Genomic DNA, 14,537 nt, shown 5'->3' on the forward strand with positions numbered 1-14,537 from the left:
TTCCGAAAGGAGGGGAAGGGGGCAACAAATTCTCGAACAGGAGCTAAGCATGTCTTATCCGACCCCGCCATTCCCAAGTCAGGATCAGCCAATCCCCGGCAAGACGAAGGCCATGAACCCAGTTCCGGATCATGGCGAGAAAAGCTACAAGGGTTCAGGTCGCCTGCAAGGCAGGAAAGCGTTGTTAACCGGCGGTGATAGCGGCATAGGTCGCGCAATCGCCATTGCTTACGCCCGTGAAGGGGCCGATCTGCTGATTTCCTATCTCAACGAGGAGGAGGACGCGCAGGAGACCAAGCGGTTGGTGGAAGATGCGGGACGCAAGGCCGTTCTGGTGCCGGGCAGCATCGAGAATGCCGACCATTGCCGTGAATTGGTCGAGACGGCGGTGAAGGAACTTGGCGGTATCGACATTCTCGTCAACAATGCCGCGCATCAGTACAGCTTCAAGGATATTGGCGACATATCCGACGAGGAATGGGAACTGACTTTCCGCGTGAATATTCATGCCATGTTCTATCTCACGAAGGCTGCGGTTCCGCATATGAAGCCGGGCAGCGCCATCATCAATACCGCCTCCGTTAATTCGGATATGCCAAACCCGTTGCTACTTGCCTATGCCACTACCAAGGGCGCAATCCAGAATTTCACCGCCGGGCTGGCGCAGATGCTGGCGGAGAAGGGAATTCGTGCCAATGCCGTCGCCCCCGGTCCGATCTGGACGCCGCTCATACCATCCACTTTGCCAGACGAATGGGTGCAGAAGTTCGGACAGGAGACGCCGATGAAGCGACCGGGGCAACCTGCGGAACTCGCGACCGCTTACGTGATGTTAGCTGATCCGCTGTCGAGCTACGTGTCCGGCGCGACAGTTGCAGTTACTGGCGGAAAGCCCATTCTCTAAGTCGTAGAGGTGGCGAGAATTCCGCTCACCGCCATCACATCAATATTGATTATGGCTTGCGGGTCGGCTTGGCGTGCTCGATCAGACCTATGTCAGAGAGCAGATGCGGGGAAAGAGATTTTACGTCCCGCCTGCTCATCTTCTGCCTCTTCTTCATGCGTTGACTCCTGAACGCCTGTAAAACGGCTGATAAATAAAAGTATTTTCTACTAGGGGTATCTGATGAGTAGGCCATCGTGATCCGGCAGACGGGCCGCCTCCTTTCTGATTGACACGCCAGGAAATAGACCGTTCAATCGCAGCAATCCAATCGAACGTCTGTGCGATTACATAAGGAAATTTTATCTATGGATGCGACGCGTCTGCCGCCGATGAATGCCATGCGCGTGTTCGAAGCAGTGGCGCGGCATTTAAGCTTCACAAAGGCCGGCGACGAACTTGCCATGACGCAGGCGGCGGTGAGTTATCAGATCAAGGTGCTGGAAGAGCGCGTTGGCTACCCACTTTTCACGAGGCATGCGCGACGGATCGCACTGACGCCACGCGGGGAAAAACTGGCCCCAATGGTGCAGGAGGCTTTCGAGCTTTTGCGCAGCGCTTTCGAAGCAGTTCAGGAAGATACGGAAAGCGTGCTCTCCTTCTCCATCGTGCCGACCTTTGCGGCGCATTGGCTGGCCGCCAATATTGGGCGTTTTCAACTGGCGCACCCCAACATCGCGGTGCGCATGGACGCTTCCGTTACGATGGTCGATCTTTTTGGCGGGCAACACGACCTGGCCATCCGCGCCGGGGCTAGACCTGACGATGAAAGGCTGATCGTCGAGACGCTGTTGCTCGCCGACTTCTCGCCGATGATTAGCCCTGCTTTGCTGGAGCGCTCCGGCCCGGTGGAAACGCCTGCCGACCTTCTCAAGATGCCTTTGGTCGATCCTGATGACCCCTGGTGGCACGCCTGGTTTGAAGCGGTATGCGTACCGTATCGCCCAACCCGGCAGAATAAGGGAAGTAAGCTGGGAGGCCAGACGTTTGAGGCCGCTGCTACCTTGGCTGGGCAAGGCGTGGGTATTCTGACGCCAATCTTTTTCCGTCAGGAAATTTCCGAGGGCCGATTAATCCAGCCCTTCGCGCAAACGGCGACGAGGGGCGAGGGCTATTGGCTCGTTTATCCGAAAGCGCGAGCCAATAGCCCGAAAATCCGCATGTTCTCCCGTTGGCTGCTGCGGGAGACTGAGGAATTACGCTCGTAGAGCGTCAGCTTAGCCTTCAGGGGCCTCGTTCTTCGTGTCCGGGTCCTGATTGGCAGCGTGATCCTGCCGCTGTTCGTTGCGGACATGTTTGCTGTCCAGGCCGCGCTGGTCGCTGTGCTGCGCCTTGTCGCGGTTGGACAGGATCTCGTTTTCGCCGACAAGTTCGCGGGGCAGGTCGGTCATTGCGCCGCTTCCATCCTCTTTGCCCTGCGCGCCCGCCCCCATTTTTTTGCTGCTTGCATGTGCCATGATCAGTCTCCTTTCGAGAGGCTAAGCGCATGGCCGGGGCGTTGTTCCCGTTTACGGTAAATCAGTTGGTACAAGGCGCTGAACACGCCAAGATTTTTGCCTTTTCTAAGGGGCGCTATGCAAGGTCGTATCCGCGAGATGCACCGTCGATCAAAGTCGTATTAAATATTGGCGATCCCGTAGATGTGGGGGCGATTGAGGCGTTGCCCGTCAATGTTGTGTTGCTGGCGTAATGTTTGATGGCGCCACGGCGTCGGCTGGATTGCCCGTTGCGGCGCCGATATTGATATGGGAAGAGCCGTGCGGGCTGAGAATCTTCATCCGAAATTCCCATTCCACCATCAGCAAGCCGCGTTAGAAACGGTGACGGCTCCGCGAGAATCGTCGCCAAAAGCGGCAATGCTCAAAAATCTCCGCTCTTGGTCCCGCACCATCAACCAGAAATTGGCCGTGGCCAAGCGGCACGTAGTTGCCGCCGCCTACATTCACGAACGCATCCGTCGAAAGATAACCGCCGTTCAGAACGGAGAGCCTCGCGTCACCGCTGAACCCACAGTCAGATCTCCGGCATGAAAATGTGAGCCGATGCCGCTGATGATAACCTCGCCTCGCGAACCAGCTCCATCGCCTACATGAACCTTGCCGGCCGTAGAGGCTGTCCCCCATTTTCAGTCTTGAGCCGCTACCGTAACTGCCTATCAGCAAGGAACCAGTGTTGGGCCAGGTAGAGCCGTTTCCGGTCACGGTGACATTGCCAGTGCTCCCGGCATGGACGCCAATATTGCCCGCCGGTGTTGCAGCTGACATTGCTAGCGCTCACGACGGAGAGAGTGCCGTTTCCGGCAACTCCCACTTGCAGAGCACCCGTATGTGTCCAGAGTTCGCCGCCGCTGGTGAGGGTAACGGTACCGACGCCGCCCTGGTCAAGCCGAGATTGGGCTCGATCAGCTCGTAAAGCGTCGCTCCGGTGCGAGGCAGTAGAAACTGCGTTGGATTGCTCTCGAAAATCCCAGCGGCATTGTTCAACCGGGACGCGGGTGAACATAGTCCGAGCGGGCGGGTTGTGGGTGTTGGTCGCCCATGTTTTGCGGGACATCGTTGGGGAAACGTCGCCAAGGGCGTGGGCCTCAGCCATACTTGCGACAGCTGCTCGCCGAACGCTTTCATGCCCTGATCGGCGACGCAAACGAGCTGATCCAAAAGGCACAACCGGTGGCCGATGTATCCGGTATTGACCGGTTTCGAGGCGCCGGTCGGTTATCGATGGCTTGTTCCAGGCGGGCCTTCAGCCACGGCGCGTGCCGGAAAAGAGCGGAGAAATAAATTCAACGTCTGACCCCCAATCGCGCCGGCAAGGATGAAACGAGCCGATTATAGAGAGCTTTGCGTTGCGGCAACGCCTGGCTGATTGCCTTCCACGAAGCTCGGTGGTCCTCTGCGATTGAACATTATCAGGCTGCACTTGCAGATAATTCACCTGCGGAGGGCAAGCTGAGTTGCCCTCCGCAGGTGGTTAGTTAGATCAGCTGCAGCCGCTCGTTGCGCCGCAGGTGTCGCACTTCTCGCAGGTGCCGTTGCGCACCATGGTGAAGTTTTGACACTCGGTGCACATGTTGCCAGTGTAGCCCTGCATCAGCGCCTTCGCGCGGCGGTCGGCCGCGATCTTCTTGGCTTCATCCACGGCTGCGCTTGCATCGGCAGTGAAGAGGGCGGAGACGCCTTCCTTGCGTTCTTCCGTGTCCGGAGCCGTATCGAGATCACGCTTGAAGGCGGTTTCCTGACTTGTCGTCTTGAGCTGCGTGGCGGCGGTTGCGATGGCGCGGATATTGCTGCCCGCGATCGACGCCGTTACGGCCTGGGGCTTTGCCGGAGCGGCGTTGCCTGCCGAGCCCTTGGGATCATTGTTGGCGCCCGTCACTACCTTGAGCGAGGAGGCGCCCCGCACCAGACCCTTGGAGAAGGGAAGCGCATTGCCTTCATTGATGCCCTTGCCCAATGCTGTATTCGAAAAATCGCTCGTGTCGACATGGGCAAGATCGTTGCGACCAAGATAGGACACAGCCAGCTCGCGGAAGACATAATCGAGGATCGAGGTGGCGTTCTTGATTGCGTCATTGCCCTGTACCATACCGGCCGGTTCGAACTTGGTGAAGGTGAACGCCTCCACATATTCTTCCAGCGGTACGCCATATTGCAGGCCAAGCGAGATGGCGATGGCGAAATTATTCATCATCGCACGGAAGGCGGCGCCTTCCTTGTGCATGTCGATGAAGATTTCGCCAAGGCGACCATCATCGAATTCACCGGTGCGCAGATACACCTTGTGACCTCCGACCACAGCTTTCTGCGTATAGCCTTTGCGACGGTTCGGCAGCTTGTCGCGCAGTGAACGGACTTCACGTTCAACGATCTTCTCGATAATCTTTTCGGTGACCGCCACAGCGCGAGCTGCTGCCGGAGCTTCCAGCAGGGATTCGACCAGATCGTCCTCGTCCTCATCTTCGTCCGAGATCAGCGACGCATTGAGCGGCTGGCTGAGTTTCGAACCGTCGCGATAGAGCGCGTTGGCCTTGAGTGCCAGCTTCCAGGAAAGCATGTAGGCGTTCTTGCAATCCTCGACGGTCGCTTCGTTCGGCATGTTGATCGTCTTGGAGATCGCACCCGAAATGAAGGGCTGAGCCGCCGCCATCATGCGGATATGGCTTTCGACCGAGAGATAACGTTTGCCGATCTTGCCGCACGGATTGGCGCAATCGAAGACGGGCAGGTGCTCATCCTTGAGATGAGGTGCACCTTCGAGCGTCATCGCACCACAGACATGGATATTGGCCGCCTCGATGTCCTTTTTCGCGAAGCCAAGTGCGGGCAGCATTTCAAAGGAAAAGTCATCGAGCTGTTCCTGCGTCAGGCCAAGCGCCTCCTTGCAGAAGTCTTCGCCAAGCGTCCACTTGTTGAACACAAACTTGATATCGAAGGCCGAGCCCAGCGCCGCATTGAGAGCGGCAATCTTCTCATCGGTGAAGCCCTTGGTCTTGAGCGAGCCTGGATTGACGCCCGGAGCCTGGTTCAGATTGCCATGGCCGACGGCATAGGCCTCGATCTCGGCGATCTGGCTTTCCGAATAGCCCAGCGTGCGGAGTGCTTCGGGAACGGCCCGGTTGATGATCTTGAAATAGCCGCCGCCAGCCAGCTTCTTGAACTTGACGAGCGCAAAGTCCGGTTCGATGCCGGTCGTGTCGCAATCCATGACAAGACCGATCGTGCCCGTTGGCGCGATGACGGTTGCCTGCGCATTGCGGTAACCGTGTTTTTCACCGAGTTCCAGTGCCTTGTCCCAGGCAGCGCGTGCATGGGCGATGAGATCAGCCTGCGTGCAATCCTTGGCGTCGAGTGGCACCGGGTTGACCGAGAGGCCTTCATAGCCTTCCGTCTCACCATGAGCGGCGCGACGATGGTTGCGGATGACGCGCAGCATGTGCTCGCGGTTCGGCTCATAACTCGGGAAAGCGCCAAGTTCGGCGGCCATCTCAGCCGAGGTTGCGTATGAAATGCCAGTCATGATCGCAGTGAGGGCACCGGCAATGCCGCGGCCTTCTGCGGAATCATAGGGAATGCCCGATGTCATCAGCAGGCCGCCAATATTGGCATAGCCTAGGCCGAGCGTACGATATTCGTAGGAGAGCTTGGCGATCTCCTTGGACGGGAACTGCGCCATCATAACTGAGATTTCGAGAACGATGGTCCACAGGCGCGCGGTGTGCTCGTAGGCCGCGATGTCGATCGTGCCGTCCTGACGACGATATTGCAGCAGGTTGATCGACGCCAGGTTACAGGCCGTGTCATCGAGGAACATATATTCCGAGCACGGATTGGAGGCACGGATCGGGCCGGCGGCTGGCGAAGTGTGCCAGTCATTCATCGTCGTGTTGAAATGCAGGCCGGGATCGGCCGAGGCCCAGGCGGCATAGCCGATCTTCTCCCACAGGTCGCGAGCCTTGAGTGTCTTGAGGACCTTGCCATCCTTGCGAGCGGTCAGGTTCCAGTCGCCATCATTCTCGACAGCGCGCAGGAAATCATCCTTGAGCGAGACGGAGTTGTTGGAATTCTGGCCCGCAACCGTCAGATAGGCTTCCGAATCCCAGTCTGTATCGTAAGCGGGGAACTCGATCGAGGTGTAGCCCTGCCTGGCGAACTGGATGACGCGCTGAATATAGTTTTCCGGAACCTGGTTCTTCTTGGCCGCCTTGATTTCCCGCTTCAGGGCAGGGTTCTTGGTCGGATCGAAGCAATCATCATTGGAGGCTTCGCAGTTGATGCATGCCTTCATGATCGCCGTCATATGCGTCTTGACGATCTTGGAGCCGGTAACGATAGCCGCAACCTTCTGCTCTTCCTTCACCTTCCAGTCAATATAAGCCTCGATATCCGGGTGATCGGCATCAACCACAACCATCTTGGCCGCACGGCGTGTCGTGCCGCCCGATTTGATCGCGCCTGCTGCACGGTCGCCAATCTTCAGGAAAGACATGAGGCCGGACGACTTGCCACCGCCGGAAAGCTTTTCGCCTTCGCCGCGCAGGTAGGAGAAATTGGAGCCCGTGCCGGAGCCGTATTTGAAGAGGCGCGCTTCACGCACCCAAAGATCCATGATGCCACCTTCGTTGACGAGGTCGTCGGCGACGGACTGGATGAAGCAAGCGTGCGGCTGCGGATGTTCATAGGCCGACTTGGACTGTACAAGCTTGCCGGTGAAGGGATCGACATAATGGTGGCCCTGGCCGGGACCATCTATGCCATACGCCCAGTGCAGGCCGGTATTGAACCATTGCGGACTGTTGGGCGCGACGCGCTGCGTGGCCAGCATGTAAGCAAGTTCGTCACGGAAGGCGAGGGCATCTTCTTCCGAATCGAAATAGCCGCCCTTCCAGCCCCAATAGGTCCAGGTGCCTGCAAGACGATCGAAGACCTGACGGGCATCGGTTTCGGAGCCGAACCGCTCCTCTTCCGGAAGCTCCTTCAGCGCCTTCTCATCTGGCACCGAACGCCAAAGGAAGGACGGAACCTTGTTTTCCTCGACCTTCTTCAGGCGAGCGGGAACGCCAGCCTTGCGGAAGTACTTCTGCGCCAGAATATCGGCGGCAACCTGGGAGAACTGCGCGGGCACGTCGATGTCAGCCAGACGGAACACGATGGAACCGTCCGGATTCTTGATCTCGCTGGTCGCCTTGCGGAATTCGATTTCCGCATATCGTGACTGACCTTGCTTGGTAAATCGACGCTCGATGCGCATTTTAAAGCCCCTTCGGCCCTGTGGCCGCCAGATCCAATATGTAGTGGTTCCCTCTCCGGAAACCAGCGAAATGTCGTCGAGGTTCCAATCGCTGCGAGGCATCCGCCCCAGATGCTTTCGCTGACCTTGAAAACCCTTATTTGCCGCCCTGAAAACGCGCGAGACCAGTGGCCTCGCCGAGTCTCAGAAGATCATCGTTTCCTGTATCTGTCTACATCATGTAGCGCTAAAAAATAGTTAACATCACTATATATGGTTGCGATGTTGTGGCTGCGCCACATCATATAGGTGCGGCAGAGGCGCGCAAAGCTCCTTGCCGCATGGCGTGACACACGGCAAATGGCAAAAAGCGTACGACTTTCACAGATTAACCGGACCCGCGCGAAGCGAGGCGGCAGACTCAAGTTACGTTGATGAAATCATCTAAACACGGTCGATGCGGGGAGGGTCAAGCGCTAGTTTAACGGCCTGTTAAGCTAACTAGATATTGAGGGCAGAGATGTGGATAACGGGGAGAGATGGAGGTTTCTTTCAAGCCCGATGCAGCCGCTTGAAAAAAAACTATATCGGCGCGACGACGCCGAGGAAAAAGACGATAAATGCGGCGATGACGGCTGCGCCAGGCACGGTCGTAGCCCACGCTCCCGCGATGGTTAAAAGATGTGCGCGCCGAACGAGCTTACGTCTGCGGATTTCCGGTTTCGATCCGTACTTTCCTCCAAGCCTTGGCGTGTGTGATTCGTCCTGCACCTCTTCCCGAAGACCAAGCATGGCCTGTCTTGCCCGTTTCATATCTCGCCATTCGCGGAAGAAGCCTACGCCGAAAACTGCGCCCACGGCAATATGGGTGGAACTGACCGGCAAACCCAGCATTGCAGCGGTGAGCACAACCAGGGCCGTCGAAAGCGCAATGCAGAATGCGCGTATTGCATTGAGCTTTGTGATTTCACCGCCCACCACGCGTACAAGCCTGCTACCGAAAAGCAGAATGCCGGCAGACAAACCAATGGCACCAATCGCCATTACCCAGAAGGGGGTGCTGTCACCAATCGATGCAGCTCCCATCAGTTCAATATTATGCGTTATCGCCGCGAGCGGGCCAATCGCATTGGCGACGTCGCTGGCGCCGTGGGAGAAGGAGAGGAGGGCAGCAGACAAGACCAACGGAACGCGGAAGAGCACTTTCAGTGAGGCTTTGCGATTTTCGAGTGTCGCCGACTGGCGCTCGATAGCCGGGCGATAGACAATCCAGGTCAGTCCGCCACAAAGGAGGCCGACAAAGCAAGAGGCTGTGAGGCCGAGGCTGAAGAACCGCCCGGAGCCGCCCGAAGCGAGAAACGCGCAGAAGGAGCCAACCATTGCGGCAACCATGAGCGGAATCCATAAGCGCGCAGCAGCGAGTTTATCCGTCCGCTGTACGAGAAAGCGGTCAAGCGTCGCAAGCATGAGAGCAGCGATCACGCCACCAAATAGCGGTGTGGTGATCCAGCTAAGGGTAATCATGCCGATCTTGCCCCAGAGGATCGCCTCGAAGCCGAAACTGGCGAGACCGGCGCCGACCAGCGCTCCAACTATGGCATGGGTGGTGGAAACGGGTGCGCGGATCCAATTGGCCAGGTGGACCCAGAGCGCTGCCGCCAGAAGCGTGACAAGCATGACGCGTGTGTGCAGCAGGTCTTCCCGATGTGCCGGGTCTATGATGCCTCCTGCAATAGTGGAGATGACCGCGCTGCCGCCCATAAAAGCTCCAGCGATCTCGCAGAAGGCAGCAAGAGAAAGAGCCCCACCAAGCGAGATGACGCGCGCACCAAAGGAGGGGCCGACATTATTGGCGACATCGTTCGCCCCGATGTTCATGGCCATGTAAATTGCAATGGCCGCGCCCGTTACGAGAGCCAGCACGCCAGGTTCATCGCTGAACTTGAAGGCAACTATGCTGGCGACCAGCATAGTCAGTATGAAGCCCAGGCCCGGCAGCAGCAAATCACGCGTCACGAGGCTTCCTGCTTCTTCGATGGTTGAGAAGCGAGCAAGGTCCTTATCGAGAACGTTTTTGCGCCGTTTATCCCGTTTGGGGGCCATGCGTGGAGAAATCCGGATTGTAACAGGAAGGGGTTCGAGCGGCCTGGAGACCATTTCAGCCATTTCACGCGGATAGAGGCGCCTTGTCTAGTGAGACTTTGCCCTATCCGCATGCGAATCATCGCAGCGCTAAACAGTCCGCTTACACGCCCGGTGCGTTTTCAATGGTCTCAGAGGTTGGCGAGAAGGCGCGTATGAGTTCAGAAAGTTCGCGCTCGTCCACGGATTCGGCTGCTCGCTCACGGCTCATCCACACGCGTTTGCGTTGCTTCTGCTCCGGCCAGCTCGACGCTTCCCGCTGTACCAGCAGGGGGAAGACCAGAACCTGGCAGCGATTGGCCATGCCGCTGTCCTTGCGTTTGTCATAAACAAAGCTGCCGATCGCCTCGATTGCAATCTCGCCTGCGAGGCCAGCCTCCTCATACGCTTCGCGCGCGGCCGAAACGTGCAATGGCTCGAGACCTTCCGGCCAGCCTTTCGGGATGACCCATCGGCCCGTTCCACGACTGGTAATGAGCATTACTTCTACCCGCGCGCCGACACGCCGCCATGGCAGCGCAGCGATCTGCAAACGGGGCGGCTTGATGCCCATCAATGTCCGCAACCCATTCATAATGGAGGTGGTCATAGCTTTCAGTTTCATTGTCCAAGAACGGATTCGAATTGCATGTCGCGAATCGTTTCGTAACTAATGTGTGAGGCCTGGCGGGCAGTAGCAAGGACCTAACGCAGTCGTTATCTCAGATTTGTGCAAATCCCCGGGGAAGCCCCATCATTCCCAAAGCGATTACCGCGCGTACGAGGCTCGAATAAATCAAGGTCGCAACGACCAGATGGAAAAGAACACGAAAAAAAGCTGTGCTCAGGCGCCGTAGACGACGAAAGCGCGTTGCCGGGAAAGGGATGGCAAAATTTGCACTATAAATCTCGGCAGGAGAAATATGCGAAAGCGCATAGACGCAGACATATATCCGTAGAAGGTGCTCGATAAATTTAAGGTCTTCCATGCTTTTGCTCCTGCTGTCCAGTTTGACAGGAGCGGGTAGAGAAAGGATGGACAAGGCTGCTAAAATTCAGCGTTTTTCGTTCTCGTCGGATATTGGCTTTTGAAAGGTAAATCCCAGATCCCAGGGAAAGAAAATCCAGGTATCCTGCGAAACTTCCGTGATGAAAGTGTCGACGAGGGCTCGGCCTTTGGGCTTTGCATAAACTGTGGCGAAATGCGCCTTTGGGATCATGGCGCGCACGATCGCTGCCGTCTGACCAGTATCCGTCAGATCATCCACGATAAGCACGCCCTCGCCATCATTGTCGGTGAGCGGGGCGCCCAACTCCTTGATGACCGAAAGCTGCCCCTGGGTGCTATACTCGTGGTACGATGCTATGCAGACAGTATCGATCAGCCGTAGATCGAGCTCGCGGGCAATAATTGCAGCCGGAACCAGGCCGCCCCGGGTGATGCAGGCGATGCCGCGCCATTTCGTGCGCTCGGAGGCCAGACGCCACGCAAGGGCACGAGCGTCTCGATGAAACTGGTCCCACGAAACAGGAAACGCTTTTTCCGGCAAAGACATGGGCGACCTCTCTTCGAGCGAGATTGATCGCCCTGTATTACCGCGAAATTGTCGTTTTTCAAATCAACGCGACATGAAAATTGCGGCGGGCATGGCCTTCAGCATTGCTCGTGTCGTGCCGCCGAATAAAAACTCCCGTAACCAGGAGCGACTGTAACCACCCATGACGACCAGGTCGGGCCGCGTAGACTCGACATGTTCCTGAATGCGTGTGGCTACGTCGCTGTTTGATGATGCCGTATCCGTGATACGCGTGTTAATGCCGTGTCGCGACAGGGAGGCAGCAATCTGTTTGCCTGTCGCAGCATCACGTTCGCCATTCCTTTCGGCGTCGATCGTGAGAATTTCCACGATGTCGGACCGTTTCAAGAGTGGAAGCGCGTCGAACACAGCGCGGGTCGCTTCCCGCGAGCCGTTCCAGGCAATGAGAATGCGTGAGAAGCTTGTCGGGAGTGCGCCTTCGGGCGGGACGAAGATCATCGGGCGACCGGCTTCTGCAAGCAGGGTCTCCAGGTTTGCCTGGGAAAAGGACGCATCCGAACTACCTGGATGCATGGATATCATCAGATCGGCGCTGCGTGCCGCCGAGAGGGCCGAGAGCGCGCTGTCGCCGGAAAAGCTTTCGATGCTGCGCCACTCCGAAGGGATGCCTTCGGCAGCCGTGCGCTGGGAAAAGACGGAAGCCATTGCCTTCGCCCGCTCCTCATTCACTGCGGTTGTCTCCTGGACAAGGGCGACATCGGGAAAGCCCATAGGTGTCGTGTAGGAGACAGGAAGGGCTTCGGCGTGGCAGCCGATGACGTGCGCCTCGTTCTGACGCGCGAAGGGCAGGACGAAATTCAGCAGACGGTCGTGATCCAGCTCGTTCTGGATGACAGCGACAATTGTGCGATAAGCCATGGATACCCCCTTCAATCGATCTGGTCATGATCTATTCGGAAAACGCTTCGTCGCCCGTTTGGTTTCACCCGGATTTATTGGCCGGTATCCTGCTCGGTCAGAAGCCTTGCGACAAGGGCACGTACAGCACCTGTCGTTCGTTCGAGTACTTCTTCAGAGCGAGCGCGTACCACGATATCGGTCATGAAATTCCCCGATTCGGCGAGCTTCGGATAGGAGCCGATGATCGCTTCAGGATTATCCTTCTGGATCTGGCCGAGCGGAGTGGAAATAATGCCCTCGCCAAAGGGACAGGGCGTGGTGGTCGAGATGAGCTTCGCGCCGGTCTCAAGTGTTGGCAGAACATTGTCGAGCATGGCCCGGAAGATGGAGGGCACCCCGGCCATCACGTGGACATTACCGATGCGAAAACCGGGCGCAATCGAGATGGGATTGGCGATATGCGTGGCGCCTTTCGGCATGCGTGCCATGCGCTGACGCGCCTCGTTGAACTCGATGTCGCGGCCCTTATAGTAGTCGCGGAGCAGCTCAATGGCCGCAACATCGTGCTCGCAGGGGAGGTCGAAGGCCTTCGATATTGAATCGGCGGTTATATCGTCATGCGTCGGACCAATGCCGCCGCTGGTGAAAACGTAAGTATAGCGCGCCCGCAGCGCATTGACCGCGTCGATAATCGCATCTTCATCATCCGATACGATACGCACTTCCTTCAGATCGACGCCAACGGACGTAAGGATATCGGCGATGTGGCCAATGTTCTTGTCTTTGGTGCGGCCAGAAAGAATTTCATCTCCGATAACGATAAAGGCGGCTGTTACGATCTCGCTCATATGCTGCTCCACTTTTTCCCTCCCTATCTAGGCTGGGGCACGTTCTGGAACAATCTGTTTCCCAACATTGGGAAGTGACATTGTCTTTAGCGCGTAGACGGTCTGTCGCGCGATATGTCGGTTTCCTGTCACATTGGTTCCTGTAAGGTGCGAGCCACATACGCGAGACAGTGCGTTTCAATGAAAGGGAAGAAAATGGCGAAGATTCTGGTTCTCTACTATTCCGCCTGGGGACACATGGAAGCGATGGCGGAAGCCGCGGCTGCCGGTGCGCGCGAAACCGGCGCTGACGTGACCATCAAGCGCGTTCCCGAGCTTGTTCCGGAAGAGGTCGCCAAGGCAGCCCATTACAAGCTGGACCAGAAGGCAGAGATCGCACAGCCAGCGGAACTGGCCGACTACGATGGCATCATCTTCGGTGTTTCGAGCCGCTTCGGCGCAATGCCTGCCCAGTTGAAGAATTTCCTCGATCAGACCGGCGGCCTTTGGGCTGCCGGCAAGCTGATCGACAAGGTTGGCTCTGCCATGGTTTCCAGCGCCACGCAGCATGGCGGCGCAGAAACTGCGCTTCTCGCCACTCAGGTCTACATGCAACATCAGGGTATGCTCGTTGTGCCGCTGTCCTATGCTTATGCCGATCAGATGGGCAACGACGTCGTGCGTGGCGGCGCTCCTTACGGTATGACCACGACCACTAATGGCGATGGCTCGCGTCTTCCGAACGAGCAGGAGCTGGCCGGGGCCAAATTCCAGGGCAAGCGCACTGCGGAGATCGCCAAGAAGTTGCACGGCTGATTTTGAGCCAAGCCGGATTTTTGGAAAGCGCCGTTCGAAAGACCGGCGCTTTCCTGCCCTTCTTATCGTGCTTTTCGCCGATTGCCCCAAGCGACGCCTATCCGTCGCGAATGCTCTCCATCGCCACAAAGGTGGAAGTTTGCGCGACATGGGGCAGCGCGGAGATGCGTTCGCCTAATACGCGTCGATAGGCTGCGATGCTCGTGGTGCGGACCTTGAGCAGATAATCGAAACTTGCCGCCATCATGTGGCACTGTTCGACTTCCTCGATCTGGCGCACGGCGTTGTTGAACGACGCAAGCGCTTCGGATCGCGTGTCTGAAAGTTTGACCTGCACGAACGCCAGATGCCCTTCACCGATCAATTCACGATCGATGAGCGCCGAATAGCCTTTTATCACTCCTTCCTGCTCCAGCCGTTTGACACGCGCCTGCACCGGAGTCTTGGAAAGACCCACATGTATGGCGAGTTCCGCCATCGACATCCGCCCATTGACCGAGAGCGCGTTGACGATGTTGCGGTCGATCCGGTCCAAAAGGACTTTCTGTGCCATTATTTCGATCCAGTTCGAGTTGTTTGGCGGCTATAAAATAATCGATTTGATCTGAAAAGGGAGAAAATTTGGTCATGCGGACTTCATAGCATATGGTAATGTCGCGGCCAAAA

General features: G+C 57.2%; 13 protein-coding genes and 2 pseudogenes. 4 read left to right on the plus strand and 11 right to left on the minus strand.

The features are described 5' to 3' along the window. The first annotated feature begins 49 nt into the window (after window positions 1–49). Together IE151_RS12875 and IE151_RS12880 are read left to right on the plus strand one after the other, a co-directional pair. Entirely contained in the window at window positions 50–904 is an 855-nt protein-coding gene (locus IE151_RS12875) for an SDR family oxidoreductase (protein WP_189490802.1), read from the plus strand. Window positions 905–1,251: 347 nt separating this feature from the next. Further along, window positions 1,252–2,151, plus strand: a complete 900-nt coding sequence (locus IE151_RS12880) for a LysR substrate-binding domain-containing protein (RefSeq protein ID WP_189490804.1) — start codon at window positions 1,252–1,254, stop codon at window positions 2,149–2,151. A gap of 9 nt (window positions 2,152–2,160) precedes the next feature. Here the strand turns inward: IE151_RS12880 and IE151_RS12885 are convergent, their stop codons facing one another. Beyond that, window positions 2,161–2,400 (minus strand): hypothetical protein, encoded by a 240-nt coding sequence (locus IE151_RS12885; RefSeq protein ID WP_189490806.1) that lies wholly within the window; start codon window positions 2,398–2,400, stop codon window positions 2,161–2,163. A gap of 29 nt (window positions 2,401–2,429) precedes the next feature. On the opposite strand from IE151_RS12885, the gene IE151_RS12890 reads away from it, so the two are divergent. Then, window positions 2,430–2,633, plus strand: a complete 204-nt coding sequence (locus IE151_RS12890) for a hypothetical protein (protein WP_189490808.1) — start codon at window positions 2,430–2,432, stop codon at window positions 2,631–2,633. Window positions 2,634–2,918: 285 nt separating this feature from the next. Here the strand turns inward: IE151_RS12890 and IE151_RS17975 are convergent. The 9 genes and pseudogenes from IE151_RS17975 to IE151_RS12930 form a co-directional block, all read right to left on the minus strand. Continuing rightward, window positions 2,919–3,023: pseudogene (locus IE151_RS17975) on the minus strand (hypothetical protein); the annotation flags it as partial. A gap of 64 nt (window positions 3,024–3,087) precedes the next feature. Beyond that, window positions 3,088–3,207: pseudogene (locus tag IE151_RS17980) on the minus strand (hypothetical protein); the annotation flags it as partial. A 715-nt stretch (window positions 3,208–3,922) separates the two neighbouring features. Beyond that, on the minus strand, window positions 3,923–7,690 hold the full coding sequence (locus IE151_RS12900; protein ID WP_189490811.1) for a vitamin B12-dependent ribonucleotide reductase: 3,768 nt from the start codon (window positions 7,688–7,690) through the stop codon (window positions 3,923–3,925). A gap of 561 nt (window positions 7,691–8,251) precedes the next feature. Further along, the gene (locus tag IE151_RS12905; protein WP_189490813.1) at window positions 8,252–9,772 is read right to left on the minus strand and encodes an inorganic phosphate transporter; all 1,521 of its coding nucleotides are present in this window, start codon (window positions 9,770–9,772) and stop codon (window positions 8,252–8,254) included. Between the two features lie 142 nt (window positions 9,773–9,914). Next, entirely contained in the window at window positions 9,915–10,400 is a 486-nt protein-coding gene (locus IE151_RS12910) for an NUDIX hydrolase (RefSeq protein WP_244636744.1), read from the minus strand. 112 nt (window positions 10,401–10,512) lie between these two features. Continuing rightward, complete coding sequence (locus IE151_RS12915; RefSeq protein ID WP_189490817.1) at window positions 10,513–10,779, minus strand: hypothetical protein; 267 nt, start codon at window positions 10,777–10,779, stop codon at window positions 10,513–10,515. A gap of 66 nt (window positions 10,780–10,845) precedes the next feature. After that, window positions 10,846–11,346: a xanthine phosphoribosyltransferase gene (gene gpt, locus IE151_RS12920; protein WP_189490819.1), complete on the minus strand. Its 501-nt coding sequence runs from the start codon at window positions 11,344–11,346 to the stop codon at window positions 10,846–10,848. A gap of 63 nt (window positions 11,347–11,409) precedes the next feature. Next, complete coding sequence (locus tag IE151_RS12925) at window positions 11,410–12,246, minus strand: universal stress protein (protein ID WP_189490821.1); 837 nt, start codon at window positions 12,244–12,246, stop codon at window positions 11,410–11,412. 74 nt (window positions 12,247–12,320) lie between these two features. Continuing rightward, window positions 12,321–13,076 carry a competence/damage-inducible protein A gene (locus tag IE151_RS12930; RefSeq protein WP_189490823.1) on the minus strand — a complete coding sequence of 252 codons (756 nt, stop codon included), beginning with the start codon at window positions 13,074–13,076 and terminating at the stop codon, window positions 12,321–12,323. A 195-nt stretch (window positions 13,077–13,271) separates the two neighbouring features. Between IE151_RS12930 and wrbA the strand changes: the two genes are divergently transcribed. Continuing rightward, complete coding sequence (gene wrbA, locus IE151_RS12935; protein WP_189490825.1) at window positions 13,272–13,871, plus strand: NAD(P)H:quinone oxidoreductase type IV; 600 nt, start codon at window positions 13,272–13,274, stop codon at window positions 13,869–13,871. A 97-nt stretch (window positions 13,872–13,968) separates the two neighbouring features. Here wrbA and IE151_RS12940 read toward each other — a convergent pair whose 3' ends face one another. Beyond that, window positions 13,969–14,424, minus strand: coding sequence for an Lrp/AsnC family transcriptional regulator (locus IE151_RS12940; RefSeq protein WP_189490827.1), 456 nt, complete (start codon window positions 14,422–14,424; stop codon window positions 13,969–13,971). Between the last annotated feature and the right edge of the window lie 113 nt (window positions 14,425–14,537).

It is taken from the genome of Limoniibacter endophyticus (assembly GCF_014652835.1).
GTDB lineage: Bacteria > Pseudomonadota > Alphaproteobacteria > Rhizobiales > Rhizobiaceae > Limoniibacter > Limoniibacter endophyticus.

Bases quoted from the DNA above. Each gene is read 5' to 3' on its own strand.
- IE151_RS12930 (WP_189490823.1), bottom strand. From the start codon at position 13,076: ATGAGCGAGATCGTAACAGCCGCCTTTATCGTTATCGGAGATGAAATT.
- IE151_RS12915 (WP_189490817.1), bottom strand. From the start codon at position 10,779: ATGGAAGACCTTAAATTTATCGAGCACCTTCTACGGATATATGTCTGC.
- gpt (WP_189490819.1), bottom strand. From the start codon at position 11,346: ATGTCTTTGCCGGAAAAAGCGTTTCCTGTTTCGTGGGACCAGTTTCAT.
- IE151_RS12880 (WP_189490804.1), top strand. From the start codon at position 1,252: ATGGATGCGACGCGTCTGCCGCCGATGAATGCCATGCGCGTGTTCGAA.
- IE151_RS12900 (WP_189490811.1), bottom strand. From the start codon at position 7,690: ATGCGCATCGAGCGTCGATTTACCAAGCAAGGTCAGTCACGATATGCG.
- IE151_RS12885 (WP_189490806.1), bottom strand. From the start codon at position 2,400: ATGGCACATGCAAGCAGCAAAAAAATGGGGGCGGGCGCGCAGGGCAAA.
- IE151_RS12910 (WP_244636744.1), bottom strand. From the start codon at position 10,400: ATGACCACCTCCATTATGAATGGGTTGCGGACATTGATGGGCATCAAG.
- IE151_RS12890 (WP_189490808.1), top strand. From the start codon at position 2,430: ATGGCCGGGGCGTTGTTCCCGTTTACGGTAAATCAGTTGGTACAAGGC.
- IE151_RS12940 (WP_189490827.1), bottom strand. From the start codon at position 14,424: ATGGCACAGAAAGTCCTTTTGGACCGGATCGACCGCAACATCGTCAAC.
- wrbA (WP_189490825.1), top strand. From the start codon at position 13,272: ATGGCGAAGATTCTGGTTCTCTACTATTCCGCCTGGGGACACATGGAA.
- IE151_RS12925 (WP_189490821.1), bottom strand. From the start codon at position 12,246: ATGGCTTATCGCACAATTGTCGCTGTCATCCAGAACGAGCTGGATCAC.
- IE151_RS12875 (WP_189490802.1), top strand. From the start codon at position 50: ATGTCTTATCCGACCCCGCCATTCCCAAGTCAGGATCAGCCAATCCCC.
- IE151_RS12905 (WP_189490813.1), bottom strand. From the start codon at position 9,772: ATGGCCCCCAAACGGGATAAACGGCGCAAAAACGTTCTCGATAAGGAC.